General features: G+C 70.4%; 27 protein-coding genes. 16 read left to right on the forward strand and 11 right to left on the reverse strand.

Annotated elements, in window-relative coordinates; translation table 11 throughout:
• The 3 genes from ESD82_RS01265 to ESD82_RS01275 are packed head-to-tail and all read right to left on the reverse strand — an operon-like array spanning position 1 to position 1,736.
• Positions 1–432 (reverse strand): YeeE/YedE family protein, encoded by a 432-nt coding sequence (locus tag ESD82_RS01265; RefSeq protein WP_024845605.1) that lies wholly within the window; start codon positions 430–432, stop codon positions 1–3.
• On the reverse strand, positions 429–689 hold the full coding sequence (locus ESD82_RS01270; RefSeq protein WP_147428413.1) for a YgaP-like transmembrane domain: 261 nt from the start codon (positions 687–689) through the stop codon (positions 429–431). Before ESD82_RS01270 ends, ESD82_RS01265 begins: the two co-directional genes overlap by 4 nt.
• A 15-nt stretch (positions 690–704) precedes the next feature.
• Complete coding sequence (locus tag ESD82_RS01275; protein ID WP_407672798.1) at positions 705–1,736, reverse strand: MBL fold metallo-hydrolase; 1,032 nt, start codon at positions 1,734–1,736, stop codon at positions 705–707.
• Between the two features lie 253 nt (positions 1,737–1,989).
• Here ESD82_RS01275 and ald point away from each other — a divergent pair, with 253 nt between their 5' ends.
• Entirely contained in the window at positions 1,990–3,108 is a 1,119-nt protein-coding gene (gene ald / locus ESD82_RS01280) for an alanine dehydrogenase (RefSeq protein WP_024845955.1), read from the forward strand.
• A 15-nt stretch (positions 3,109–3,123) separates the two neighbouring features.
• Here ald and ESD82_RS01285 read toward each other — a convergent pair whose 3' ends face one another.
• A complete protein-coding gene (locus tag ESD82_RS01285; protein WP_147428411.1) occupies positions 3,124–4,608 on the reverse strand; it encodes a CYTH and CHAD domain-containing protein in 1,485 nt (494 codons plus the stop codon).
• A gap of 130 nt (positions 4,609–4,738) precedes the next feature.
• A complete protein-coding gene (locus ESD82_RS01290) occupies positions 4,739–6,019 on the reverse strand; it encodes a S8 family serine peptidase (RefSeq protein ID WP_147428409.1) in 1,281 nt (426 codons plus the stop codon).
• A 95-nt stretch (positions 6,020–6,114) separates the two neighbouring features.
• Between ESD82_RS01290 and ESD82_RS01295 the strand changes: the two genes are divergently transcribed.
• The 5 genes from ESD82_RS01295 (at position 6,115) to ESD82_RS01315 (ending at position 11,231) form a co-directional block, all read left to right on the forward strand.
• Positions 6,115–6,606 carry an RNA polymerase sigma factor gene (locus ESD82_RS01295; RefSeq protein WP_147428407.1) on the forward strand — a complete coding sequence of 164 codons (492 nt, stop codon included), beginning with the start codon at positions 6,115–6,117 and terminating at the stop codon, positions 6,604–6,606.
• A gap of 45 nt (positions 6,607–6,651) precedes the next feature.
• Complete coding sequence (locus ESD82_RS01300; RefSeq protein ID WP_151208807.1) at positions 6,652–7,395, forward strand: hypothetical protein; 744 nt, start codon at positions 6,652–6,654, stop codon at positions 7,393–7,395.
• A 30-nt stretch (positions 7,396–7,425) separates the two neighbouring features.
• Positions 7,426–9,075 carry an SLC13 family permease gene (locus ESD82_RS01305; RefSeq protein ID WP_208852041.1) on the forward strand — a complete coding sequence of 550 codons (1,650 nt, stop codon included), beginning with the start codon at positions 7,426–7,428 and terminating at the stop codon, positions 9,073–9,075.
• Positions 9,076–9,212: 137 nt separating this feature from the next.
• A complete protein-coding gene (locus ESD82_RS01310; RefSeq protein WP_147428405.1) occupies positions 9,213–10,385 on the forward strand; it encodes a glycerate kinase family protein in 1,173 nt (390 codons plus the stop codon).
• Between the two features lie 108 nt (positions 10,386–10,493).
• On the forward strand, positions 10,494–11,231 hold the full coding sequence (locus tag ESD82_RS01315) for a calcium-binding protein (protein WP_024845962.1): 738 nt from the start codon (positions 10,494–10,496) through the stop codon (positions 11,229–11,231).
• An 83-nt stretch (positions 11,232–11,314) separates the two neighbouring features.
• Here the strand turns inward: ESD82_RS01315 and ESD82_RS01320 are convergent, their stop codons facing one another.
• Positions 11,315–11,977, reverse strand: coding sequence for a hypothetical protein (locus tag ESD82_RS01320; RefSeq protein WP_147428403.1), 663 nt, complete (start codon positions 11,975–11,977; stop codon positions 11,315–11,317).
• 196 nt (positions 11,978–12,173) lie between these two features.
• On the opposite strand from ESD82_RS01320, the gene ESD82_RS01325 reads away from it, so the two are divergent.
• Entirely contained in the window at positions 12,174–12,509 is a 336-nt protein-coding gene (locus tag ESD82_RS01325) for an AMP-binding enzyme (protein WP_024845964.1), read from the forward strand.
• Positions 12,510–12,652: 143 nt separating this feature from the next.
• On the opposite strand, the gene groL is transcribed toward ESD82_RS01325, so the two are convergent.
• Both groL and groES read right to left on the reverse strand, forming a co-directional pair.
• Entirely contained in the window at positions 12,653–14,290 is a 1,638-nt protein-coding gene (groL, locus tag ESD82_RS01330) for a chaperonin GroEL (RefSeq protein WP_024845659.1), read from the reverse strand.
• A gap of 38 nt (positions 14,291–14,328) precedes the next feature.
• The gene (groES, locus tag ESD82_RS01335; RefSeq protein WP_019353022.1) at positions 14,329–14,616 is read right to left on the reverse strand and encodes a co-chaperone GroES; all 288 of its coding nucleotides are present in this window, start codon (positions 14,614–14,616) and stop codon (positions 14,329–14,331) included.
• A 197-nt stretch (positions 14,617–14,813) separates the two neighbouring features.
• Between groES and ESD82_RS01340 the strand changes: the two genes are divergently transcribed.
• The 9 genes from ESD82_RS01340 to ESD82_RS01380 all read left to right on the forward strand — a co-directional run bounded on the left by ESD82_RS01340 (position 14,814) and on the right by ESD82_RS01380 (position 22,513).
• Complete coding sequence (locus ESD82_RS01340) at positions 14,814–16,115, forward strand: glycosyltransferase family 4 protein (RefSeq protein WP_028710803.1); 1,302 nt, start codon at positions 14,814–14,816, stop codon at positions 16,113–16,115.
• A gap of 61 nt (positions 16,116–16,176) precedes the next feature.
• Positions 16,177–17,220 carry a TraB/GumN family protein gene (locus tag ESD82_RS01345; protein ID WP_024845657.1) on the forward strand — a complete coding sequence of 348 codons (1,044 nt, stop codon included), beginning with the start codon at positions 16,177–16,179 and terminating at the stop codon, positions 17,218–17,220.
• A complete protein-coding gene (locus tag ESD82_RS01350; protein ID WP_024845656.1) occupies positions 17,210–17,545 on the forward strand; it encodes a DUF4440 domain-containing protein in 336 nt (111 codons plus the stop codon). The genes ESD82_RS01345 and ESD82_RS01350 overlap by 11 nt, the downstream gene beginning before the upstream one ends.
• Before the next feature lie 129 nt (positions 17,546–17,674).
• On the forward strand, positions 17,675–18,595 hold the full coding sequence (locus tag ESD82_RS01355) for a manganese-dependent inorganic pyrophosphatase (protein WP_147428401.1): 921 nt from the start codon (positions 17,675–17,677) through the stop codon (positions 18,593–18,595).
• 15 nt (positions 18,596–18,610) lie between these two features.
• Positions 18,611–19,480 carry a TIGR01459 family HAD-type hydrolase gene (locus tag ESD82_RS01360; protein WP_147428399.1) on the forward strand — a complete coding sequence of 290 codons (870 nt, stop codon included), beginning with the start codon at positions 18,611–18,613 and terminating at the stop codon, positions 19,478–19,480.
• Positions 19,481–19,588: 108 nt separating this feature from the next.
• Positions 19,589–20,032: a MaoC family dehydratase gene (locus ESD82_RS01365; RefSeq protein ID WP_024845653.1), complete on the forward strand. Its 444-nt coding sequence runs from the start codon at positions 19,589–19,591 to the stop codon at positions 20,030–20,032.
• Positions 20,033–20,064: 32 nt separating this feature from the next.
• Positions 20,065–20,994: a bifunctional riboflavin kinase/FAD synthetase gene (locus ESD82_RS01370; RefSeq protein ID WP_024845652.1), complete on the forward strand. Its 930-nt coding sequence runs from the start codon at positions 20,065–20,067 to the stop codon at positions 20,992–20,994.
• Positions 20,994–21,434, forward strand: a complete 441-nt coding sequence (locus ESD82_RS01375; protein ID WP_024845651.1) for a YcgN family cysteine cluster protein — start codon at positions 20,994–20,996, stop codon at positions 21,432–21,434. Before ESD82_RS01370 ends, ESD82_RS01375 begins: the two co-directional genes overlap by 1 nt.
• Positions 21,431–22,513: a threonine aldolase family protein gene (locus ESD82_RS01380; protein ID WP_147428397.1), complete on the forward strand. Its 1,083-nt coding sequence runs from the start codon at positions 21,431–21,433 to the stop codon at positions 22,511–22,513. The genes ESD82_RS01375 and ESD82_RS01380 overlap by 4 nt, the downstream gene beginning before the upstream one ends.
• On the opposite strand, the gene ESD82_RS01385 is transcribed toward ESD82_RS01380, so the two are convergent.
• From ESD82_RS01385 to ESD82_RS01395, 3 genes are read right to left on the reverse strand one after another with little or no spacing between them, the layout of a single operon-like run.
• The gene (locus tag ESD82_RS01385) at positions 22,510–22,977 is read right to left on the reverse strand and encodes a CinA family protein (RefSeq protein WP_147428395.1); all 468 of its coding nucleotides are present in this window, start codon (positions 22,975–22,977) and stop codon (positions 22,510–22,512) included. The two genes, ESD82_RS01380 and ESD82_RS01385, sit on opposite strands and share 4 nt — an antisense overlap.
• Positions 22,974–23,471 carry a phosphatidylglycerophosphatase A family protein gene (locus ESD82_RS01390; RefSeq protein WP_024845648.1) on the reverse strand — a complete coding sequence of 166 codons (498 nt, stop codon included), beginning with the start codon at positions 23,469–23,471 and terminating at the stop codon, positions 22,974–22,976. Before ESD82_RS01390 ends, ESD82_RS01385 begins: the two co-directional genes overlap by 4 nt.
• Positions 23,472–23,485: 14 nt before the next feature.
• Positions 23,486–24,628 (reverse strand): bifunctional 2-C-methyl-D-erythritol 4-phosphate cytidylyltransferase/2-C-methyl-D-erythritol 2,4-cyclodiphosphate synthase, encoded by a 1,143-nt coding sequence (locus tag ESD82_RS01395; protein WP_147428393.1) that lies wholly within the window; start codon positions 24,626–24,628, stop codon positions 23,486–23,488.
• Between the last annotated feature and the right edge of the window lie 124 nt (positions 24,629–24,752).

A 24,752-nucleotide genomic window follows, 5' to 3' on the forward strand; every position in this document is an offset into this window, starting at 1 on the left:
TCAGAACCCTCCCGCAAGATGGCGCGTGGCATAGACCGTCGCCCCGGTCGCCAGCATGAAGCTCAGCGTCGCCACCAGCGAGCGCGCCGACAGCCGCGCCAGCCCGCAGACCCCGTGGCCCGAGGTGCAGCCGCCGCCATAGCTGACCCCGATCCCGACCATGAGCCCGCTGAGCGCCGTCCAGCCCAGCGGCACCGGGCTGGAGAAATCCACCGCGACCCCGCCCAGCCGCACCAGCAGCAAGGGCGCCGCCACCGCGCCGGCCAGGAAGGCCAGCCGCCAGCCGCCGCCCGGCGCGAAGGCCCCGGCCAGGATCCCGGTCATGCCGGCGATGCGGCCGTGCAGCGCCATCAGCAGCACCGCCGCCAGCCCGACCAGCCCGCCGCCCAGCAGCGATTGCACAGGGGTGAACTCGGTGGTGAACGCGGTCATGCCCCGCCTCCGTCTTGATGATCCCCGTTCCCGCGGTCGCCAGCTTCGCGCCCCCCGCCTTCCAGGCCGCGGGTGATGCCCGGCAGCGCCCAGACCGGGCAGAAGCGCAGCGCCGCGGTCGCCAGCAGCACCAGCCCGGCCAGCGCCGCCGCCCCGCTCCATGCCGGCGACAGCCCGGCCAGCAAGGCCAAGAGCACCAGCCCGATGCCCAGCACCAGCCGCAGCGCCCGCTCGGCGGTTCCGATATTGATCCGCATCCTTCCTCCTCCGCCTCAGTCCCAGGGCGCCTGCAGCAGGTCCAGCGGGATCTTCAGGTAGCGCCGGCCGTTCGCCTCCGGCGCGGGCAGCCGGCCGGCATTGGTGTTGACCTGCAGCGCATGCAGGATCAGCTTGGGCATCGGCAGGGTGCGGTCGCGCGCCTGCCGCGCCGCCACGAACGCGGCCTCGGTGCGGTATCGCGCCATGTGGCTGTTCCTGGCCTTCTGCTCGGCCACGGTCGATTCCCAGGCCGGCGCCCGCCCGCCCTGGCAATAGTCGTGGCCGGTGAAGACCCGCGTCGCGTCCGGCAAGGCCAGGATCGCCTGGATCGAGCGCCACAGCGCATGCGCGTCGCCGCCGGGGAAATCCGCCCGCGCCGTGCCGCTGTCGGGCATGAACAGCGTGTCATGCACGAAGGCCGCGTCGCCGATCACATAGGAGATCGAGGCCAGGGTATGGCCGGGCGAGAACAGCACCCGCGCCGGGATCGAGCCGAGGCGGAAGGTCTCGCCCTCGGCGAAAAGCTTGTCCCATTGCGAGCCGTCGGCGGGAAAGTCCGGCCAGTTGTAGAATTCCTTCCACAGTTTCTGCACCTCGACCACCTTCTCGCCGATGGCGGTGGGGGCGCCGGTCCTGCGCCTGAGATAATCGGCGGCCGAGAAATGGTCGGCATGGGGATGGGTGTCGAGGATCCATTCCAGCGCGTAGCCCTTCTCGGCGATGAAGGCGAGGATGCGGTCGGCCTCGATGGTGGCGGTGGCGCCGGATTTCTCGTCATAGTCCAGCACCGGGTCGATGACCGCGCATTGGCCGGTCGCCGGATCGGCCACCACATATTGCACCGAGCCGGTGCGCGCCTCGTAGAAGCCGGTCACTTCGGGCGCGGGTGCCAGGGCCGCCGGGCCCGCATCGGAACCGGGTTCGGCCTGCGGTTCGGCCTGCGGTTCGGAACGGGTGGCGGGCCGGGTGTCGGAACCGGGATCGAGATCGAGATCGAGATCGGGTGTCGAGACCGGGCCGGCGGCCGAGGTCGGGGCATGGCGCATCGAATACTCCTCCTGCACGCAGATCGCGCGTCGCAATAAAGCATATTCAAGTATGCGAATATATGCAAGGCCGCCGGAGGAGGGAAAGCTTGCGCCCTTGCGCTTGACGGCGGCAGGATCTTCGATTCTTCTGAAGAACCGGGGCGTCATCGTGCGGCGGCGCGCCTTCGCAGGGCTTGATTTCGCAGCATCTTGCGGAAAGGCAATGCCAGACTGGCGCCAGGAGTTCCAAAGCCAACGGGAGGAGAAGGGAATGAGGATCGGCTGCCCCAAGGAGATCAAGCCGCAGGAATTTCGCGTCGGCCTGGCACCCGCCGCCGCCGCCGAGGCGGTCATGCGCGGCCACCAGGTTCTGGTCGAGACCGGCGCCGGCCTGGGCTCGGGCTTCGCCGACGAGGATTACCTGGCCGCGGGGGCGCAGATCGCACCGGATGCGGCCGCGGTCTTTGCCGAGGCCGAGCTGATCGTCAAGGTCAAGGAGCCGCAGGCGCCCGAACGCGCCATGCTGCGGCAGGGGCAGGTGCTGTTCACCTATCTGCACCTGGCGCCCGATCCGGCACAGACGCGCGAGCTGCTGGCCTCGGGCGTGACCGCGATCGCCTATGAGACGGTGACGGATGCGCGCGGCGGGCTGCCGCTCTTGGCGCCGATGTCCGAGGTGGCGGGGCGGCTTGCACCGCAGGTCGGCGCCTGGGCGCTGCAAAAGGCCAATGGCGGGCGCGGCGTACTGCTGGGGGGCGTGCCGGGGGTCAGGCCGGCCAATGTGCTGATCATCGGCGGCGGCGTGGTCGGTGCCGCGGCGGCGCGGGTCGCGGTCGGCATGGGTGCCAACGTGACGGTGATGGACCGGTCGCTGCCGCGGCTGTCCTGGCTCGACGATCTCTTCATGGGCAAGCTGACTACCCAGCATGCCAGCGCAGCCGCGACCGCCGAGCTGATCCAGCGCGCCGACATGGTGATTGGTGCCGTGCTGGTGCCGGGGGCTGCGGCGCCGAAGCTGGTGTCGCGGGCGCAGCTTGAAACCATGCCGCGCGGCGCGGTGCTGGTCGATGTCGCCATCGACCAGGGCGGCTGTTTCGAGACCTCGCGCCCCACCACGCACCAGGATCCGATCTACGAGGTCGACGGCGTGATCCATTACTGCGTGGCCAACATGCCCGGCGCGGTGGCGCGCACCTCGACCCAGGCGCTCGGCAATGCCACGCTGCCCTTCCTGCTGGCCCTGGCCGACAAGGGCTGGCGCCGCGCGCTGGCCGATGACGCGCATCTGCGCGCCGGCCTGGCCACGCATGAGGGGCAGCTGACCTCGCCGCCGGTGGGCGAGGCGCTGGGGCTGGCGGCGATCACCCCCGACCAGCTGCTGGCCGGCTAGGGCTTCGCTGCGGCCCTAGCGCCAGAATCGCTTGGCATCGACGAAGGCCTCATGGGCTTCGGCGGCGGCCTCGATCAGGTTGCGCTTGTCGCGATCCGTGCCCAGGATCGCGGCCGCGGCGGGATCGCCGGCCAAGCCCAGCCGCTCGACCAGCGCCGGGGCGGCCGCCAGGTCGTTCAGCGCCCCCATGCGATCCTGCAACGCCTCGAGCGCGGCCAAGAAGCGCGCGGCCCGCCGCCTGCGGCGCTTTTCCGCATAAAGCGGCGCAAAGAACTCGGCGGCATAGCGCAGCTTCTTGGCGTCCTTGCGCAATTCGTGCCGGGTCTCGTCATCCACATCGGCAAGGCCGATGCCGTCCTTCTTGACCTTGCGGCGCAGGCGGTCGAGCGCGGCCGAGGCGTATTCGCGCAGGGGCAGGCCGCGGATCTCGGCGCCCGAGGGCTGCATGGTCCAGGGTCCGATGGCAAGGTATTCCGCCAGGTCAAGCATCAGCAGCCGCGCCCGGCGCGATTCCAGCATCCCGCGGGCCTGGTCATAGGCCGCCATCCGCGCCGGTTCCAGCCGGGCGCGCAACGCTTCCGGCCGGCAGCGCATGCGCAGCACGTCCAGGTCGCGCGCCTCGCCCAGCACCCCGGCAAGCCAGCGGGTTTCCCGGTTCAGCCGAGGGCCGGTCTCGTCCTGAAGCATCGGCCTGAAGATGGCAAAGGCCGAGCGCAGCCGGCGCAGCGCCACCCGTGCCTGATGCACGGCCTCGGGGTTTGCGGGGTCGACCAGCGGCTCGTTGAGCCGGAACTGCCGCAGGCAGGCGGCGCCGATCGCGCGAAACCCCTCTGCCGCCACCATGTCGCGATGCAGGGCGACCGGCGCCGCCTTGTGCATGTGCAGCACCGGCCCCAACAGGCGAAAGCCGTGATCCGCCTCGGTCAGGACGCCAAGGCGCAGCGGCGCGATCTCGTCCAGCCGGCGGGCCAGCGCGTAAAGGGCGGCGGGCGCGCCGTCGCGCAGCGCCAGCCGCAGCTCGCAGCGCGCCGAGCGGCGGTCGGCGGCCGTCACCTCGCCGCGGTCCAGCGCCAGCTCGATATCGGCGCCCTGCCAGGACAGGGTCCAGAGCTGCCGCCGGAGGCACAGGCCGAACAGCGGGCCGATCTCGGCGATCTTCGCCGGCGGAAGCGTGCAAAGCGGCGTGCGCTCGTCCAGCACCGGCCTGTCGGCCGCGACGGGCTGGCGCCATTCCGGCAGCACGAACAGATCGGCGGTGCTGCCTGTGGCCCTGACGGTCTGGACGCGCGCGGTTTCGCCCTCACTTTCGCCTTCGGTCAGGCTCAGCGTGAAGCCGGCGGTGGCCAGATCCCGGTCGGGCGTGTCGAAATAGGTGGCACGGACCGGCAGGACGGCCGGCTCGCCCGGCAGCAGGTCCGAGGCGCGCAGGGCCTCGGCCGCATCGGGTGCGATCTCGAGCATCAGTTCCGGCACGGAGACCATGGTTTTCTGTTGCGGCATTTCGACCTTCCATCGGGCGCTTCCAGACATCGTGCCGGCCCGTCCCGGAACGGGTGGCGGCAGATGCAGGATAACCGATGCCTGAAACACCTCCATGTCGGTTTTCGCCGAAACGCCGATAGCGCCGGGATCATCGGCAGGGATCGGGCGGGCTGACCAGGCCGTGACCGAAGACCTCGTCATGGCCGGCCTTGCCCAGGTCGCGCGCACTGGATCGCAGCCGGGCCCGCACCTCGGCCGGGGTCAGGTCCGGCTCCTTCTGCATCAGCAGCGCGGCGGCGGCGGTGACGAAGGGCGTCGCGAAGGAGGTGCCGGTCTTGGTGCGCGCCCCGCGGATCGAGGCGGCGGTCCAGACATCCACCCCCGGCGCCGCCAGGTCGATATGCCCGCCCCGGTTCGCCCGGCGATAGACCTGGGCGCGGCGGTCGACGGCGGTGACGGCGATCACCTGCGGATAGGCGGCCGGATAGGCCGGCTTCGCCGCCGGCCCGCCATTGCCCGCCGCCGCCACCAGCACGATCCCGGCCCGGTCCATGCGGCGGATCTGTTCGGCCAAGGCGTCGTTGGCCGGCCCGGCCAGGGACAGGTTCACGATCCGCACCCGCTGCGCGGCCAGGTAGTCCAGCGCCTCGACCAGCGCGAAGGCATCGGCGCGCTCGTCCTGGCGCTGCTTGTGAAAGGCATCGACGGCGATCAGCGGCGCCTGCGGCACCAGGCCCGGCGTGCGGCTGTCGGCACGCCCGACCAGCAGCGCCGCCACCGCGGTGCCATGCAGCCTGTCGGAATCCGCCGCCCCGTCGCCCGAGGCGATGCGGTGCAGGCTGATCTGTGCTGTCTCCAGCGCCTCGTGCCCGATGTTGAGCCCGGTATCCACCATGCCGATCCGGGGCGGCGTGCCGCAGCCCGTGCCATGCGCCGGCCATGCGATCATCTGCCGGGCCGGGCAGTCGGCACCCCGGCAGCCCGGCGCATTGCCCGGCCGGTAGTAATGGTTGAAATCGGCTGCCGTGGCCGAGCCCATGCCGCGCACCACCTCGCGCGCCTGCTCAAGGGGCATGGCGGCGGGCTTGCGCAGACGGTGCATCGGCTCGCCCGCGCTCAGCCGGGTCTCGTGCAGCACCTCGAAGCCCATGCCCTGCAACTGCGCCAGGTCGGCGGGCGCCAGGCCGCGCGCGATCACCTCGTCCGGCGCGCGCTGGGGCAGGGGTGCGGCCTGCACCCGCGGCTGGGCCGGCGGCGCCCTGCGGCGGCGCGGGGCGTCATCGTCGTCGTCATCATCATCATCATCATCGTCGTCGTCGTCGTCGTCGTCGGCCCAGGCGGCAGCGGGCGCTGTCCAGTCGGCGCCGGGGCGCAGGTCGGCCAGCAGCATGGCGGCCAGCACGGTCACGAACAGCAGCAGGCGCGGCATTTCCCTTCCTCCATGAAGCCGGTTTCTGGACATTCTACGCCCGACACATTCTATTATTCCCCGCCCAGGTCAACTTTCCCCCTCCGGAGGTCTTCATGGATGCGGCTTTCGGCGAAGCCCTGATCGCCCTTTTGCCGAACCTGCGGCGGTTTGCGCTGTCGCTGTCGCGCCGCGCCGATCTGGCCGACGACCTGGTGCAGATCACCGTCGAGCGCGCCATCACCCATGCCGCCGGCTTCGACCGCCGCGCGCGGCTGGAGCCGTGGCTGTTCCGCATCATGCGCAACGCCTGGATCGACCAGACCCGGCGGCAAAGGACCGCGGGCGCCCAGCTCGACATCTTTGAAATGCCCGAGGCGCTGCCGGTGGACCCGGCCCCGGCGCTCGAGGCGCATCTGATGCTGCAATCGGTCGAGGCGGCGATGGCCACCCTGCCGCCCGAGCAGCGCGAGGTGCTGCATCTCGTCTGCGTCGAGGAGATGAGCTATGCCGAGACCGCCGAGGTGCTGTCGATCCCGGTCGGCACGGTGATGAGCCGGCTGTCGCGGGCCCGGCTCGCGCTGGCCGGGAAATTGGGAATAGAATGACGGGTGGCGCGTATACGGCGGGCAACCCGGCGGGAGAACAGGCCCATGCAGATCGACGATGAGACCCTGATGGCGCTGGCCGATGGCGAGCTGGAGCCCGGCCGGGCCGAGGCGGTGCGCCGGGCCGTCGCGGCCGATCCCGAATTGCAGCGCCGCCTGCACCGCTTTGCCGAGACGCGGCGGCTGCTTGGCACCCTCAGGACCGGCGCCGCAGGCGAAGACCCGCTGGCCGGCATGATCCGTGCCGCTGCCTCTGCCGCGCCGGAGCCTGCGCCGCAGGCGGCACCGTGCCCGCCCGCACCCGCGCCAAGGGCTCCGGCCGCGAACCTGAATCGCAGCCCATGGCTGGCGCTGGCCGCTTCGGCCGCGCTGGCCGTCCTTGGCCTTGGCTGGTGGGAGTGGTCGGGACGGGGCGGCGAAGGGCTGCCGGGGGCCGAACTGGCGGCGCTGGACGAATTGCCCTCGGGCGAGGTGCGGGTGCTGGCGGACGGCACCGAGATCAGCATGATCGCCTCGTTCCAGCTGCCCGAGGGGCAGCTTTGCCGCGAATACGAAACCGCCCGCGAGCGGATGCTGCGCATCGTGCTGGCCTGCCGCGACGCGGAGGGCTGGCAGGCGCGCTTCGCCGCCCGGTCCGAGGCGGATGGCGCGGACTACCGCCCGGCCTCGGGTCCGGAAAGCATCGAGGCGACGCTTGCCGCCCTGGATGCGGGCGAGCCGCTGACCCCGAGGACGAGGCGCTGGCCCTGCGCGCCCTGGCCGGGGAATAGATCGGCGGCGGCGGCGTAATCCTGCGGTGAGACCGCAAAGGAGAATGCCATGACCGCCCGCACCCTTGCCCCGACCCTGTCGCTTGCCGAACCGCGCCGGCTTGTGGTCGCGCTGCTGGCCACGGCCATCCTGGGCGCCGCCTGGGGCCTGCCCGCGACGCTGGAGGCAGGGGGGCGGATCACGCTGGCCGTCTCGGCGCTGGCAGTGCTGGGCTGGGTCGGCACCCGCCTGCCGGAATCGCTGGTGGCGCTGGCTGCCGTGCTGGCGCTGGTGCTGGGCGGCGTGCTGAGCGAGGTACAGCTTTTCGCCGCGCTCGGCAGCGAACTGATCTGGCTGCTGCTCTCGGCCTTCGTCATCGCCGCCGTCGCCAGGGATGCCGGGCTGACCCAGCGGCTGGTCGCGCCGCTGATGCGCCGGGGCCTGCGTTTCCTGCCCTTCGCCCTGCTGCTGACGCTGCTGGTGGCGGCGACGGCTTTCGTGCTGCCCTCGACCTCGGGCCGGGCGGCGCTGCTGCTGCCGGTCTTTGCCGCGATCGCCGGCGGCCTGCCCGATCCGGCGCTGCGAAAGCCGCTGGCGCTGCTGTTTCCGACGGCGATCCTGCTTTCCGCCGGAGCCTCGCTGATCGGGGCTGGCGCGCATCTGCTGGCCGCCGCCAGCATCCGCAGCGCCACCGGCTTGCAGCTGGGCTATCTGGACTGGGCCATGCTGGGCCTGCCGTTCTCGCTGGCCGCCAGCCTGGCCGGAACCGCGCTGATCCTGCTGCTGTTCGTGCCGCGCGCCCTGCTGATGGCGCCGCTGCCCCGGATCGAGACGCCGCAGCCGGACCCGGCGACCCGCCGCCGCCAGGCCCGCATTGCCCTGGTGCTGGCGGCGGTGGTCGGGCTGTGGCTGACCGCGCCGCTGCACGGCATCGGCATGGCGCTGGCGGCGCTGGTCGGGGCGTTGGTGCTGCTGACCCCGCCCTTCGCCACCCGCAAGCCCAAGGAGATCTTCCGCGCCGTCGATGTCGAGTTGCTGCTTTACATGGCTGCGACCGTGCTGATCGCCCAGGCGATGACCGCGACCGGGACGGATCGCTGGCTGGCCGGCCATGCGCTGGCCGCGCTGCCACCGGCGCTGACGGGGAGCCGCGCTGCGGTGGTGGCGCTGCTGGCCGCCGCATCGGTGGCGGCGCATCTGGCGATCACCTCGCGCTCGGCCCGCGCGGCGGTGCTGATCCCGGCGCTGGCGCTGCCGATGGCGGGCTGGGGCCATGATCCGGCGCTGATGATCCTGGTCGCAGTCATGGGCACCGGCTTTTGCCAAAGCATGATGGCCTCGGCCAAGCCGGTGGCGATCTTCGGCCATGCCGAGGGCGCGGGTTTCGCGCAGCGCGACCTGATGCAGCTGGCGCTGCCGCTGGCGCCGGTCGTGGCCGTGCTGCTGGTCGGCTTCGCCCTGCTGGTCTGGCCCGCGCAGTTGGAGCGGATGCGCGGCGGGGCGCGGGAAGCCCCCGTGGCGGCCTTGGCGGCGGCGGTCCCGGGCCCGGCGATTGCCGCCACCCGGCCCGCGCCCCGTCCCGAGCCCCGTCCCGTAGCCCAGCCCGAGCGCCCCCCGGCCGGGCCGCGCGATGTCCGCGCCATGGGCGAGTTGCAGCGGCTGCAGCACGAGGTGAACCGCGCCCTGCGCCCGGTGGGCCTGCGCATCACCATCCGATAAGACCCTTTCGGATCAAGGGGAAAGGGCGGCTCCGGCCGCTCTTTTCGCTTCCTGCCACGTATTTTTCGCATTGCGCCGGAATAATCCGCGGGCTTGGGCCGTAATCCCGCCAGACAACAGGAAAAAGGAGGCAGGATATGTCGCTGACCGTTCTGATCGCGCCCTCGGGGTTCAAGGAATCGCTTTCCGTCAACCAGGTGGCCGAGGCCATCGCCCGCGGCATCCGCCGCGCCGCCCCGCATGCCACCGTTTTGACGGCACCCATGGTCGATGGCGGCGAAGGCACGACCGAGGCGCTGATCGCTGCCACCGGCGGCCGCATGGTCGCCACCACCGTCACCGGCCCCCTGGGCCAGCCCGTGCCCAGTTTCTGGGGCATGATGGGCGGCGACGGCCCGCGCAGCGCGGTGATCGAGATGGCCGCGGCTGCCGGCCTGTCGCTGGTGCCGCGCGACCGGCGCGACCCGACGCTGACCACCAGCCGCGGCGTGGGCGAGCTGATCCTCGAGGCGCTGGACCATGGTGCGACGCGCATCCTGGTCGGCTGCGGCGACAGCGGCATCAACGACGGCGGCGCCGGCATGGCGCGGGCGCTTGGCGCGCGCTTTCTGGACGCCGAGGGGCGCGAACTGCCCGAGGGCGGCGGCGCGCTGGAGCGGCTGGAGCGCATCGATCTTGCCGGTCTCGATCCCCGGCTGGCGGGGGTGCGGATCGACGCGGCGGTCAACTGGCACAACATGCTGCTGGGCCCGCGCGGCGTGGCCCGCGTCTTCGGTCCGCAAAAGGGCGCCACGCCCGAGCAGGTCGAGGCGCTGGAACGCGGCATGACCCGCCATGCCGCCGCGATCCTCGCGGCCGCCAGGCGCGACGTGGCCGGGATGGCGGGGGCGGGCGCCTCGGGCGGGCTGGGGGCGGGGCTTGCCGGCCTTGCCGGCGCGACGCTGCATCCGCGCTTCGACATCATGCTGGACTATCTGGATTTCGACCGGCTGCTGGCCCGCGCCGACCTGGTCATCACCGCCGAGGGCGCGCTGGACGGGCAAAGCCCTTATGGCAAGGTGCCCTGTGAGGTCGCGCGCCGTGCCGAGGCGCTTGGCGTGCCGACCGTGGCGCTGGCCGGCACCATCGGCAAGGGCGCGCGCCAGACCTATGAACACGGGATCGCCGCCTATGCCTCGATCATGCGGCGCCCCTGTTCGCTGGGCAAGGCCATCGACGAGGGCGGCAAGCTGCTGCGCGCGGCGGCCGAAAACACCATGCGCATGCTGCTGGTGGGCCAGCGCCTGGCCTGGCGCGCCCGCGGCGCCTGAACATTGCGACTTGCGCTCCCGGCCGAACCGGCAGCCGGGATGCGCGGGGAACGGCCGCCCAAGGCCGCTCCGATCCTGCCGGTCCAACGCAAGTGACGGAGAAAGACCATGGCCAGCATTCGTGGCAATGACGACGACAACCGCCTGTTCGGCACCGGCCTTGCCGATCAGATATGGGGCATGTCCGGCGACGACACCATCTTCGGCTACCAGGGCAATGACAGCATCTATGGCGGCGGGGGCAACGACCGCCTGGATGCCGGCCAGGGTCATAACCGGGTCTGGGGCGGCGAGGGCAATGACGTGATCCTGGCCGGCGCCGGCAACGACACCATCGACGCGGGCAGCGGCAATGACGTGGTGCGCGCCGGCAACGGCAACAACCGCATCACCCTGGGCGAGGGCAACGACCAGGCCACCACCGGCAACGGCCGCGATCACATCGCTGCCGGCGACGGCAATGATGTCGTCCGCGCCGGCGCCGGCGCCGACACGCTGATGGGCGGCGAGGGCGATGACCGCCTGTTCGGCGAGGCCGGCAACGACCGGCTGTTCGGGCACGAGGGCAATGACACGCTGAACGGCGGCGGTGGCAATGATACCATGACCGGCGGCGAAGGGGCGGATGTCTTCGTCTGGAACGGCGGCCGCGACAGGATTACCGATTTCGACAGCGACGACGATCGCATCAACCTGTCGCATTACGCCCGGTTCGACGGTTTCGGCGACATCCGCGCCGCTGCCAGCCAGGTCGGCAACGATGTCGTCATCCGTGCCGGCAACGACCAACTGGTGATCGAGGACATCCGGCTGGGCCAGCTGGGCGGGGACGATTTCATCTGGTAGGCCGCCCGTTCCGGGCAGGCGCAGGCGGCGGCGCGGACGGATCTGCGCCGCCGTGGCGTCGCAGGCCGGCAGTCCCGGCCGGCTCAGGGCCCCGCATCATCGGCATGGCGTCCCGGCCCAAGACCCATGCCGCCGCCCATGCCGCCGCCCATGCCAGCGCCCGCCCCGCCGGTCCCGCCGCCGCCCTTGCCGCCTTCGCCACGCCCGCCCTTGGACGAGCTGCCGGCCTGGCGCGCCGGGCCTTGCAGCGGAATGGCGACATCCCGCGGCACCGGCGCAAGATCCAGCGCCTTGCGGATGAAATCGCGCAGCGAGACGACCAGTTCGGCGGTATGGGTCGGCCGGCCGGCGGCCATCTCGGCGGCGGCCTGGCTGGCCAGGCGCACCTGCTCCTCGGTGCCCAGCAGGATGATGTCCGAAAGCGCCGCCTCGACCGCGTCGCGGATGCGCCGGGCGCGATCCGAACCGGGGCCCTCCTCGCCCCCCGCCTCCTGCATGCGCTGCCGCAAGTCGCGCAGATGGGTCGGATCGACCAGCAGCTCTCCGGTGAAGGAACCGCCCAGCACCTTGTAGGCGGCGATCAGCGTGCGCAGCCGTTCGTTGATCTGCCGGTTCATGCGCTGCTGGCGCTGCTGGATGGTCAGCAGCATCAGCACCCGGATGCCGACGCCGATCAGCGTGAACAGCGCAAGGCCCAGCAGGGTGGTCAGGATCCCCTGCCAGGTGCTGAAGTCGAAATAGCGCATCGGCAGTTCCTCCGGCTGGCCGCGACCTGCCCGGCGGGCGGTCCATGGTCCCGTTTATCCCATCGCCTCGCCGCGATGCGCCAGAGGCTTTTCCGGGCAATGCCGCAATGGTCCGGACCGGCGGGTCCGGCCGCCGCCGCGGCGTTGCGCCACCGACCCCGAAACCGGCGCAGAACTGCCGCGGGGCGAGATCGGCATGATCGAGCTGTGCGGCCCGAACGTCTTCAAGGGCTATTGGCGCATGCCGGAAAAGACCGCTGCCGAGCTGCCCGGCGTGGCCGGATCCGCCGTCATCGGCCTGCCGCATCGCGATTTCGGCGAGGGGGTGACGGCGGCGGTGGTCCCGACCGGCAGCCCCGCCCTGGCCGAGGCCGAGCTGCTGACCGTGCTGAAGGGGCTGCTGGCGAAGTTCAAGCAGCCCAAGCGGATGTTGTTTCTGGACGAGCTGCCGCGCAATACCATGGGCAAGGTGCAAAAGAACCTGCTGCGCGACCGCTTTGCCGGGCTTTACGACGGGGCGGCGGAGCGTTGAGGGCGCGGCAGATCGGCGGCCTCTGCGCGGTGCGGCCCATGGCCCGACGCTCCCCGCGCTTGGCCGGCGCTGGCTGCCGGGGGATGCGAGAAGGCCGCCCCTTTCGGGACGGCCCAATGCTTCGCCAAAGGCGGGTCGTCGGCTTACATCATGCCGCCCATGCCGCCCATGTCGGGCATGCCGCCGGCCGGGGCCTTGGGCTCGGGCTTCTCGGCGATCATCGCCTCGGTGGTGATCAAGAGGCCGGCCACCGACGCGGCGTCCTCCAGCGCGGTGCGCACCACCTTGGCCGGGTCGATCACCCCGAACTTGAACATGTCGCCATATTCCTCGGTCTGGGCGTTGAAGCCGAAGGCCTTGTCCGAGGATTCGCGCACCTTGCCGGCCACCACGGCGCCGTCGACGCCGGCATTCTCGGCGATCTGGCGCATCGGCGCCTCCAGCGCGCGGCGGATGATGGCGATGCCGGCTTCCTGGTCCGAGTTCGCGCCGGCCAGGCCTTCCAGCGCCTTGGCGCCCTGCACCAGCGCCACGCCGCCGCCGACCACGATGCCTTCCTGCACCGCGGCGCGGGTCGCGTTCAGCGCGTCGTCGACGCGGTCCTTGCGCTCCTTGACCTCGATCTCGGTCATGCCGCCGACGCGGATGACGGCGACGCCGCCGGCCAGCTTGGCCACACGCTCCTGCAGCTTCTCGCGGTCGTAATCCGAGGTGGTCTCCTCGATCTGCTGGCGGATCTGCGACACCCGCGCCTCGATCTCGGCCTTCTCGCCGGCACCGTCGACGATGGTGGTGTTGTCCTTGTTGATCGAGATCTTCTTGGCGCGGCCGAGCATGTCGATGGTGACATTCTCCAGCTTCATGCCCAGGTCTTCCGAGATCACCTGGCCGCCGGTCAGGATCGCGATGTCCTGCAGCATGGCCTTGCGGCGGTCGCCGAAGCCCGGCGCCTTGACGGCGGCGATCTTCAGCCCGCCGCGCAGCTTGTTGACGACCAGCGTGGCCAGGGCCTCGCCTTCCACGTCCTCGGCCACGATCAAGAGCGGCTTTTGCGACTGGATCACCGATTCCAGCAGCGGGACCATCGGCTGCAGCGACGACAGCTTCTTCTCGTGCAGCAGGATATAGGCATCCTCCAGCTCGGCGATCATCTTGTCGGCATTGGTGACGAAATAGGGCGAGAGATAGCCGCGGTCGAACTGCATGCCCTCGACGACCTCGACCTCGGTCTCCATGCCCTTGTTCTCTTCGACGGTGATCACGCCCTCGTTGCCGACGCGCTGCATCGCCTCGGCGATCTGCTGGCCGATGAAGGCCTCGCCATTGGCCGAGATGGTGCCGACCTGCGCCACTTCCGAGCTGTCGTTGACCGGGCGGGCGGCGGATTTGATCGCTTCCACGACCTTGGCGGTGGCCATGTCGATGCCGCGCTTGAGATCCATCGGGTTCATGCCGGCGGCGACCGCCTTCATGCCCTCGCGCACGATGGCCTGGGCCAGCACCGTGGCGGTGGTGGTGCCGTCGCCGGCCTCGTCATTGGTGCGCGAGGCGACTTCGCGCACCATCTGCGCGCCCATGTTCTCGAACTTGTCGGAAAGCTCGATCTCTTTCGCGACCGAGACCCCGTCCTTGGTGATCCGCGGCGCCCCGAAGGACTTGTCGATCACCACGTTGCGACCCTTCGGGCCAAGCGTCACCTTGACCGCATCGGCCAGGATGTTCACGCCCTTCAGCATCCGGTCGCGCGCGTCGCTGTTGAACTTAACTTCTTTCGCAGCCATGTGCTCTGCTCCTTGAATGGGTTATCGGAAGGGGACGATCAGGCGATGATGCCCAGGATGTCGCTTTCCTTCATGATCAGCAGTTCTTCGCCGTCGACCGTGACCTCGGTGCCCGACCACTTGCCGAACAGCACGCGGTCGCCGGCCTTGACCGCGGGCGCGATCAGTTCGCCCGAATCCTTGCGCGCGCCTTCGCCCACGGCGATGATCTCGCCCTCGGCGGGTTTTTCCTTGGCGCTGTCGGGGATGATCAGGCCGCCCTTGGTCTTTTCGTCCGACTGGACGCGACGGACCAGAACGCGGTCGTGCAGCGGTTTGAAAGCCATAGTAGAACACTCCGGTGTTTCAGGTTGCAGTGTTGCAGCTGTTGGCACTCGGCTCGGGTGAGTGCCAATGGCAAACCATCTAGGCGCCTGCCCGCGGCCTGTCAACGGCCTGCAATCGGGAAATCCGCCATGAAATCCGCTTGACGGGCTTTCCGCGGCGCGGCTAGGCCCAAGGGGAAGCAGCGGGGGCGGAGCTTATGGTGGAACGGCGTCTGAAGGCCCTTGTCATTGCCGAGGCGGCGAACCCGGAATGGGTCTCGGTGCCGCTGGTGGGCTGGTCGCTGGCCCATGCGCTGCGCGACGTGGCCGATGTCCATATCGTCACCCAGGTCCGCAACCGCGATGCCATCCTGCGCGCCGGCCTGGTCGAGGGGCGCGACTTTACCGCCATCGACAGCGAGCGGCTGGCCGCGCCGATGTGGCGGCTGGCGGAAAGGCTGAGCATGGGCAAGGGCGTCGGCTGGACCATGAAGACCGCGGTCTCGACGCTGGGCTACGGCTATTTCGAGCGGCTGGTCTGGCGTGCCTTCGGCCCGGCGATCCGCGCCGGGCAATACGATGTCGTGCATCGGGTGACGCCGCTGACGCCCACGGCGAACAGCCGCATCGCGCCGCTTTGCGCCCGCGCGGGCGTGCCCTTCGTGCTGGGGCCGCTGAACGGCGGCGTGCCCTGGCCCAGGGGTTTCGACAGCGAGCGGCGGCGGGAACGGGAATGGCTGTCCTATGTCCGCGGCGCCTACAAGGCGCTGCCGGGCCGCGGCGCGATGCTGCGCCATGCCTCGGCCATCCTCTGCGGCTCGCTGCACACGCTGGGCGAGATCCCGGCGGGCTTCCGGGCCAAGACCGTCTGGCTGCCGGAAAACGCCATCGAGCCCGCGCGCTTCAGCCTGACCGCGCCGCAGCCCGGCACCTTGCCGCTGCGCGGCTGCTTCATCGGCCGGCTGGTGCCCTACAAGGGCGCCGACATGGCGATCGAGGCGGCGCTGCCCCTGCTGCGCGATGGCCGCATGGTGCTGGACATCGTCGGCGACGGCCCGCAGGCCGGGGCGCTGCGCGACCTGGTCGCGCGCGAAGGCGTTGCCCAGGCGGTGCGGTTCCACGGCTGGTTGCCGCATGCCGAGGTGCAGGGCGTCGCGGCGCGGGCGCAGCTTCTGGTGTTTCCCTCGGTGCGCGAGTTCGGCGGCGGCGTGGTGCTGGAGGCGATGGCGCTTGGCGTGGTGCCGGTGGTCGCCGATTACGCCGGGCCGGGGGAACTGGTCGACGATGCGACAGGCTTTCGCATTCCGATGGGCCGCCGCGCCGCGCTGGTGGCGGGGCTGCGCGAGCGGCTGGAGGCCATCGCCGCCGATCCGGCGGTGCTGGGCGTCATGGCGGCGGCGGGGCAGGCCCGCGTCATGCGCGACTTCACCTGGGCCGCCAAGGCCGCGCAGGTCGAGCGCATCTGGCGAGCGGTGATCGCCGGGGCGCCTTTGCCGCAGGAATTGCCGCTGCCGCGCTAGGCTGGCGCGTTGCCCGCACCCGTGCCATGCTGCACGCCACGCTGATGCAGGAACCGACTCCATGCGCCTTACGCCGATCCTGACCGCCCTTTTTGCCGCCGTGACCCCGGCCTTGCCGGCCGCGGCGCAGGATTGCATGGGACAGAACCTGTTCGAGCGCATGCCGCCCGAGCGGCTGGCCGAACTGCACGCGGCGGCCGAGGGCGTGCCCTATCGCCATGGCCTGTTCTGGCAGGCCGAGAAGGGCGAGCAGCGGGTCACTCTGCTGGGCACCTATCATTTCGCGGATCCGCGCCACGATCTGACCATGGAGCATTTCGGCCCCGAGATCGACGAGGCCGCCCTGCTGATGGTCGAGGCCGGCCCCGAGGAGGAGGCGAAGCTGGCCGAAGCCATGGCCTCGGACCCGTCGCTGCTGGTCGATCCCGAGGGGCCGACCCTGCCCGAGCGTTTCAGCGACGTCGAGTGGAAGTCGCTTTCGGCCGCGCTCGAGGCGCGCGGCCTGCCGGCGGTGATCGCCAGCCGGCTGCGGCCCTGGTATGTGGCGGTCATGCTGGGGGTCTCGCCCTGCATGATGCGGGTGATCGAGGAAAAGGGCGATCCCGGAGGGCTGGATCACCTGCTGGTGGAGCGCGCCGAGGCCGCCGAGGTGCCGGTCCGCGCGCTGGAGCCCTGGGATACCGTATTCACCCTGTTTGCGGGCATGACCTCCAAGGAGGAGGAGGACATGATCCGCGCCGCCATGCCCGCCGCCGAATATGCCGACGATTACGCGGTGACGCTGGCGGACGCCTATTTCTCGGGCGACAGCTGGCTGATCTGGGAATTCGGCCGCTTCGACGCCTATGACAATTCCGGCCTGACCCGGGCCGAGGTCGATGAGCAGATGCGGCTGGCGCAGGAAAAGCTGATGGACCGGCGGAACGAAAGCTGGATCGAACCGATTGAACAGGCGGCGGCCGAGGCGGCCGGGCAGGGCAAGGGCCTGGTGATCGGCTTTGGCGCGCTGCACCTGCCGGGCGAGCATGGCGTGCTGCGGTTGCTGGAAAACAGGGGCTGGAACATCAGCCCGATCACGGTGGAGGGGATGGGCGATGGCGGATGAGCTTTGGCGCGAGGAACGCGAATTCTGGCTGGCGGGGGTGGCCGAGGCAGCGCGCAAGCTCGACGGCTCCTGCCTGATGGCCTTTCGGCCCACCGGCATCATGGACCGCGCCGCGGTGATCGCCGCGCTGCAATCCGCGCCGCGCTGGCAGGAAGTCACCATGGCCGAACGGGCCAGCATCGAGACCGACGAGGTCTGCGTGCTGGCCTATCGCGCCACCGCGCGCCGCGCCGGGGCCGAGACCTATCGCGCGCTTTGCACCACCACCTGGATCCGCCGCGCCGGCGACTGGCGCATCCTGCAGCACCAGCAGACCCCGGTCTGATCCCCGCCCGGCCGGACCCCGCGCGGCGGGCAAGGCGGCCCGGGCCGCGGTGCCGCCCGTCGATAGACATTGCCGGGCCGCGCCCCTATAACCCCGGCGAATTTTCCGCCCAAGCTTCAGGGGATCCCCATGATCAAGGTTTTCGGCCACAAGGCCCCCGACACCGATTCGACCGGCTCGCCCATCATCTGGGCCTGGTATCTGTCCGAAGTCCGCAAGACCCCGGCCAAACCGGTGTTGCAGGGCGAGCCGAACACCGAGGCCGCCTGGATGCTGGCGAAATGGGGCCTCGAGATGCCCGAGATCATCGCCGATGTGGCGCCGGGCGAGCAATGCGTGGTGGTGGACACCAACAACCCCGCCGAGCTGCCCGATTCGCTGGCCGAGGCCGATGTGATCGAGATCATCGACCATCACCTACTGGCCGGCGGTATCAAGACCCGCCTGCCGATCAACATCACCATCCGCCCGCTGGCCTGCACCGCGACGATCATGCACGACCTGATCGGCGACGAGGATCTGGCCCGCGCGCCCCGTGCCATCAAGGGCGCGATGCTGACCTGCATCCTGTCGGACACGCTGGAGTTCCGCAGCCCGACCACCACGCCCCACGACCGTTTCGTGGCCGAGAAGCTAGCCAGGGATCTGGGCGTCTCGATCCCCGAATACGCCGCCGAGATGTTCGCGGCCAAGTCGGACGTATCGGCCTTTACCGAGGAAGCCCTGCTGCGCATGGACAGCAAGGAATATGAGCTCGGCGGCAAGCAGCTGCGCGTCTCGGTGCTGGAGACGACCGCGCCGCAGGTGCTGCTGGACCGCAAGGCGGCGCTGATCGCCGCCATGCCGGCCGTCGCGGCCGCCGACGGCGCCGACGAGGTGCTGCTGTTCATCGTCGATATCCTGAACGAGGAGGCCACCCTGCTGGTGCCGAACGATTTCGTCCGGCAGGTGGCCGAGAAAAGCTTCAACGCGACGGTTTCGGGCGACAGCGTGGTCCTGCCCGGCATCATGTCCCGCAAGAAGCAGATCATCCCGGCCCTGGCCGTCTGAGTGAAGGACCGTTCCATGACGCAGATCATCCGCGCGCTCGACGAGATCGCCCCGAATTACGACGTCCTGTTCTGCGATCTCTGGGGCTGCCTGCATAATGGCGTCGCCGCCTTCCCGGCCGCGGTCGCCGCCTTGCAGGCCTTTCGCGCCCAGGGCGGGCGGGTGGTGCTGCTGACCAATGCGCCGCGGCCGCAGCAATACGTGGCCGCGCAGCTCGACCGCATGGGCGTGCCGCGCGATGCCTGGGACGCCATCGTCAGTTCGGGCGACGCCGCGCAGGACGCCATGTTCGCCGGCGCCGTCGGCCGCCGGGTCTGGGCCATCGCCCAGCCCAAGGACGAGGGCTTCTTCACCGACATCCCCGAGGAATGGCAGGACGCCCCGGCCATCGAGCGCGTGGCGCTGGACGAGGCCGAGGGCATCGTTTGCTGCGGGCTCTTCGACGACCTGGTCGAGGTGCCCGAGGATTACCGCGCCCGGCTGATGCTGGCGCGCGAACGCGGGCTGAAGCTGCTTTGCGCCAATCCCGACGTGGTCGTGGACATGGGCGAAAAGCGTCTCTATTGCGCCGGGGCGCTGGCCGAGCTTTACGAGGATCTGGGCGGCACCTCGCTGTATTTCGGCAAGCCGCATCCGCCGATCTACGACCTGGCGCGCCGCCGGCTGGGGCTGGGCGAGGATGCCCGCATCCTGGCCATCGGCGACGGCATCGCCACCGACATCGCCGGCGCGGCGGGCGAGGGGCTGGATGCGCTGTTCGTCACCGGCGGCCTCGGCTTCGACCAGTTCGGCCCGGATGTGGAAAACCCCGACCCGGCGCGGCTTGCCGAATGGCTGGCGCTGCGGTCGCAGAACCCGGCCTACGCCATCGGCCGGCTGCGCTGAACGGTTCGGTAACAATCCGTCCTTTTGGATGGTGCCAGTGTTATTTTGTTGCGCTCCCCCGGTTTTGCTGCTATGCAGCATAAATCCACTCATCGGGAGCATTGAATGATGCTGGACAACCTTCCGCGCGGCACGATCGTCATCGAGGATCTCGAGGTCGGGATGATGCGCTACCTGCAGAAGGTAGTGACCGACGAGGATATCGAGATGTTCGCTCAGGTCTCGACCGACCGCAATCCGGTGCATCTGGACGATGACTATGCGCAGGACACCATCTTCGAGGGGCGCATCGCCCATGGCATGCTGACCGCCGGGCTGATCTCGGCCGTGATCGGCGAGCAGCTGCCCGGCCATGGCACGGTCTACCTGGGCCAGACGCTGAAATTCATGGCCCCGGTCCGGCCCGGCGACATGGTCCGCGCCGAGGTCACGGTCGAGGCGATCGACCACGCAAAGCGCCGCGTGACCCTTGCAACCCGCTGCCTCGTCGGCGATACGGTCGTCCTGAAAGGCGAGGCCGTCGTTCTGGCGCCAAGCCGCAAATTCGACTGACAGGGCCGGCCGCCGGCCCACCGGGGGCCCGATTGCGCATCCATCACGACTGGAAAGCTCTGCCGCTCGATGCCCGCGGGGCCACCGTCGCCATGGGCAATTTCGACGGCGTCCACCTGGGCCACCGCTCGGTGATCGACGCGGCGCGCGCCGCCTGCGACGCGGCGCTTGGCGTCATCACCTTCGAGCCGCATCCGCGCGAGTTCTTTGTGCCCGACGCGCCCCCCTTCCGGCTGATGAACGTGGAATCGCGGGCCAACCGCCTGGCGCGGCTGGGGGTGGACCACCTTTACGAACTGCCCTTTGACGCGGTGCTGGCCGGGCTTGCGCCCGAGGCTTTCGCGCGCGAGGTGCTGGTCGAGGGGCTGGGCGTGCGCCATGTCACCGTGGGCGCGGATTTCTGCTTTGGCCGCAAGCGGTCGGGCGATGCGCAGACCCTGGCGCAACTGGGGCGCGAGATGGGCTTCGGCGTCACCGTGGCGCCGCTGATCGGCGACGGTGCGCTGCAATACAGCTCGACCGCGATCCGCGAGGCGCTGGCCGAGGGCCGCACCCGCGACGCCGAGCGCATGCTGGGCCATTGGCACCGCATCGACGGCGAGGTGCTGCATGGCGACAAGCGCGGTCGCGACCTGGGTTATCCGACCGCGAACATGGCGGTCGAGGGGCTGCACCTGCCGGCGCTTGGCATCTATGCCGTGCTGGTCGACGTGCTGACCGGGCCGGACCGCGGCAGCTACAAGGGCGTGGCCAGCCTGGGCGTGCGCCCGATGTTCGGCGAGAACCGGCCCAACCTGGAGGTGCATATCTTCGATTTCTCGGCCGACCTCTATGGCCAGCACCTGTCGGTGGCGCTGGTCGAATACCTGCGTCCCGAGGCGAAGTTCGACGGCCTGCCGGCGCTGGTCGCGCAGATGGATCGCGACAGTGCCCAGGCGCGCGAGATCCTGGCGACCCGCTGATGCGCGAGCGGTTCTGGGAACTGCCGCTTGCGCGCCTCGACAAGCAGGAATGGGAGGCGCTTTGCGACGGCTGCGGCAAGTGCTGCCTCAACAAGATCGAATATGAGGATACGGGCGAGCTGGCCTTTACCCGCGTTGCCTGCCGGCTGCTGGACGGCCAGACCTGCCAATGTTCCAGCTATCATAACCGCCACGATTTCGTGCCCGATTGCGTCGTCCTGACGCCCAGGAAGCTCAAGGAGATCGCCTGGTGGCTGCCCTCGACCTGCGCCTACAGGTTGCGCGCCGAGGGCAAGCCGCTTTACGACTGGCACTATCTGATCTCGGGGGATCGCGAATCGGTGCATCGCGCCGGCGCCTCGGTGCGCGGCTGGACCGTCAGCGAGCTTTCCGTGACCGAGGACGATTGGGACGAGCATATCATCGAGGATCTTTCATGAGTTTCGCCTCGGACAATGCGGGCGGCGTGCATCCGCGCATCATGGCTGCGCTTGCCGCCGCGAACCAGGGCCATGTGCCCGCCTATGGCGAGGACAGCATCACCCGCGCCGCCCAGGACCGCTTGCGCGAACTCTTCGACGCGCCCGAGGCGGCGGTGCATTTCGTGGCCTCGGGCACGGCCGCCAATGCGCTGTCGCTGTCGCTCTTGGCGCCGGGCTGGGGCAAGGTCTTCTGCCATGCCGACGCCCATGTGCAGACCAGCGAGACCGGGGCGCCCGAGTTCTTTTCCGGCGGCGCCAAGCTGATCCCGATCCCTGGCGCCGGCGGCAAGATCGCCCCCGAGGCGCTGGCCGAGGCGCTGGTGGTCCATGGCCGCGATTCGGTTCATGCCGGGCGGAACGCGGCGCTGAGCCTGACCAATGCGACGGAATGGGGCACCGTCTATCGGCCGGACGAGGTCGAGGCGCTGGCCGCCATCGCCCGTGACGCCGGGCTGGGCCTGCATATGGACGGAGCCCGCTTTGCCAATGCGCTGGCCGGGCTGGACGTGGCGCCGGCCGACCTGTCCTGGCGGGCGGGTGTGGACATCCTGTCGCTGGGCGGCACCAAGGACGGCTGCATGGGGGTCGAGGCGGTGCTGATCTTCGACCCCGCGAAATCCGAGGAGTTCCAGTTCCGCCGCAAGCGGGCCGGGGCGCTTGTGTCCAAGCACCGCTACCTGGCGGCGCAGGTGCTGGCCTGGCTCGAGGGCGACCTGTGGCTGCAACTGGCGCGCCACGCCAATGCCATGGCGCATGAACTGGCGCTGGGTCTGGCGCGCCTGCCCGGCGTGCGCATCGACCAGCGTGTCGAATCGAACGCGGTCTTCGCCACCATCCCGGCCGATCTGCATCGCCGCGCCTGTGCCGGCGGCCTCTGCTATCACCTCTGGCCGCATACCCAGCAGCCGGCCGAGGACGAGCCGGTCGGCATCCGCCTGGTCTGCGGCTGGGACACGCGGCTCGAGGATGTAACCGGCGCTTTGCAGGCCCTGGCCGAGCCGAAGCCCCTCCGAGCCGAGCCGCAGGCCCTGGGCTAGGCCAGCGCCGCCTTCAGCAGCGCCAGCGCATGCTCCACGGTGGCGGCGCGCACCGCGGCCCGGCCGAGCGGGCCGAAATCCACCGTCTCGGTCCTGACGCCAAGGGCATCGGCAATGCCGAAGCAGACCCGGCCCTCGGGCTTATGCTCGGACCCGCCCGGCCCGGCAATGCCGGTCACGGCGACCGCCACGCCCGCTTGCGAGCGGGCCAGCGCGCCTTGGGCCATTTCGGCCGCGATCTCCTCGCTGACCGCGCCGTGGGCCTCCAGAGTCTCGGGGCGGATGCCCAGCATCTCGATCTTGGCGGCGTTGGAATAGGTGACGAAGCCGCGGTCCACCGCATCGGATGACCCGGGCACGTCCGTCAGTCGCCCGGCGATCAGCCCGCCGGTGCAGCTTTCGGCGGTGGCGATCAACACCCCGCGCCGGCGTGCCAGATCCAGGACTTCGGCGGGGTCGGTCACAGCATCGGCTCCAGCACGGCGTGGTAGAGCCCGGCCAGGATGACCGAGACCACGCCGGCGAACAGGCCCGCCCACAGGTCGTCCGCCATCACCCCCAGCGTGCCGCCGCGCCGGTCCGCGCGCCCGACCAGCCAGGGCTTCCAGATGTCGAACAGCCGAAACAGCAGGAAGGGCGCGACGAATCCCGGCCAGGCCGCCAGGATCGAGACGCCCTTCTGCGCCAGCGGGATGACGGTGAAGCTCATCGCGAGCCATTGCCCGGCCACCTCGTCGATGACCACCCAGGACGGATCGCCCTCGGCGCTGTCCGCCAGCACCCGCGGCACCGCCCAGAAGCCCAGCAGCGTCGCCAGCACGAAACCCGCCGGCACCAGCATCGGGTGCAGCCATTCATAGGCGGCGACCCCCAGCACCACCGCGGCGGCCGAGCCCCAGGTGCCGGGCGCCGGCCGCAGGTGGCCGATGCCGAAGAAGGTTGCGATCGCCTTGTCCATGATTAACCCCCCAATTACCCCTTGACCAATGTGACGGTGGCCATGGCGGCGATGCCTTCCTCGCGCCCGGTAAAGCCCAGCCGTTCCGAGGTGGTGGCCTTGACGCTGACCCGGTCGGGCTCGACGCCGATGATCTCGGACAGGCGCAGCGCCATGGCGCCGGCATGGGGCCCGACCTTGGGCCGCTCGCAGATCAGCGTCACGTCGGCATTGGAGATCTCATAGCCCATCTGCCGCGCCAGCATCGCGGCATGGCGCAGGAAGATATGGCTTTCCGCCCCCTTCCATTGCGGGTCCGAGGGCGGGAAATGCCGGCCGATGTCGCCCTGCGCCAGCGCACCATAGATCGCGTCGGTCAGCGCGTGCATCCCCACATCGGCGTCGGAATGGCCCAAGAGCGCCTTGTCATGCGGAATCTTCACCCCGCACAGCCAGACATGATCGCCCGCGGTAAAGGCATGCACGTCGAAACCATTGCCAAGCCGGATGTCCATCGCGTCCCCCAGGATACGCTCGGCCCGTGCGAAATCCTCGGGCCAGGTCAGTTTCAGATTGTCCTCGTCGCCCGGTGTCACGGTGACGGGCAGGCCGGCGCGGATCGCCAGTTCCACGTCATCCGCCGCGCCCTCGGGATGGGCGCGATGCGCGGCCAGGATGGCGTCCAGCGCGAAACCCTGCGGGGTCTGGGCGCGAAACAGCCCCTCGCGGCTGGCGGTGGCGGTGACGCGCCCGTCCGCGGCCCGCCACAGCGCGTCGGTGACGGGCAGGGCGGGCGCGGCGGCGGGGGCGCCGGCGGCAAGCGCCGCGACCACGCCGTCGATCACGCGGGGCGAGACCAGCGGCCGGGCGCCGTCATGGATCAGCACATGGGTCACGCCGGCGCCCTCCAGGCTTTCCAGCGCGGCGCGCACGCTGCCCGAGCGCGTGGCGCCGCCCGCGACCAGCGTGACGGGGCCCGAAAGCTCCGCGACGCCGTGCGCCATGTCTTCGGGCGCCAGCGTCACCACGATGCGCGGGAAGCCGGCAAAGGCGGCGATGCTGCGCCCGAGCACGGTTTGCCCGGCCAGGCTGCGCCATTGCTTCGGCAGGCCCGCGCCGGCGCGGGTGCCGCGGCCGGCGGCGGTGATGATGGCGGCATATGTGGCGGGTATGGTCATGGCCGCCAGATGTAGGTCAGCCGCCGCCCCGAGGCAATCGCCGCCGGTCAGGCGTTTCGTCGCGGCCAAAAGACGCAGCCGGTGGTGGCCCAAGGCGCGGCTTGTGCTTATAAGGACGGCCATG

Source organism: Paracoccus pantotrophus, assembly GCF_008824185.1.
Taxonomy (GTDB): Bacteria; Pseudomonadota; Alphaproteobacteria; order Rhodobacterales; family Rhodobacteraceae; genus Paracoccus; species Paracoccus pantotrophus.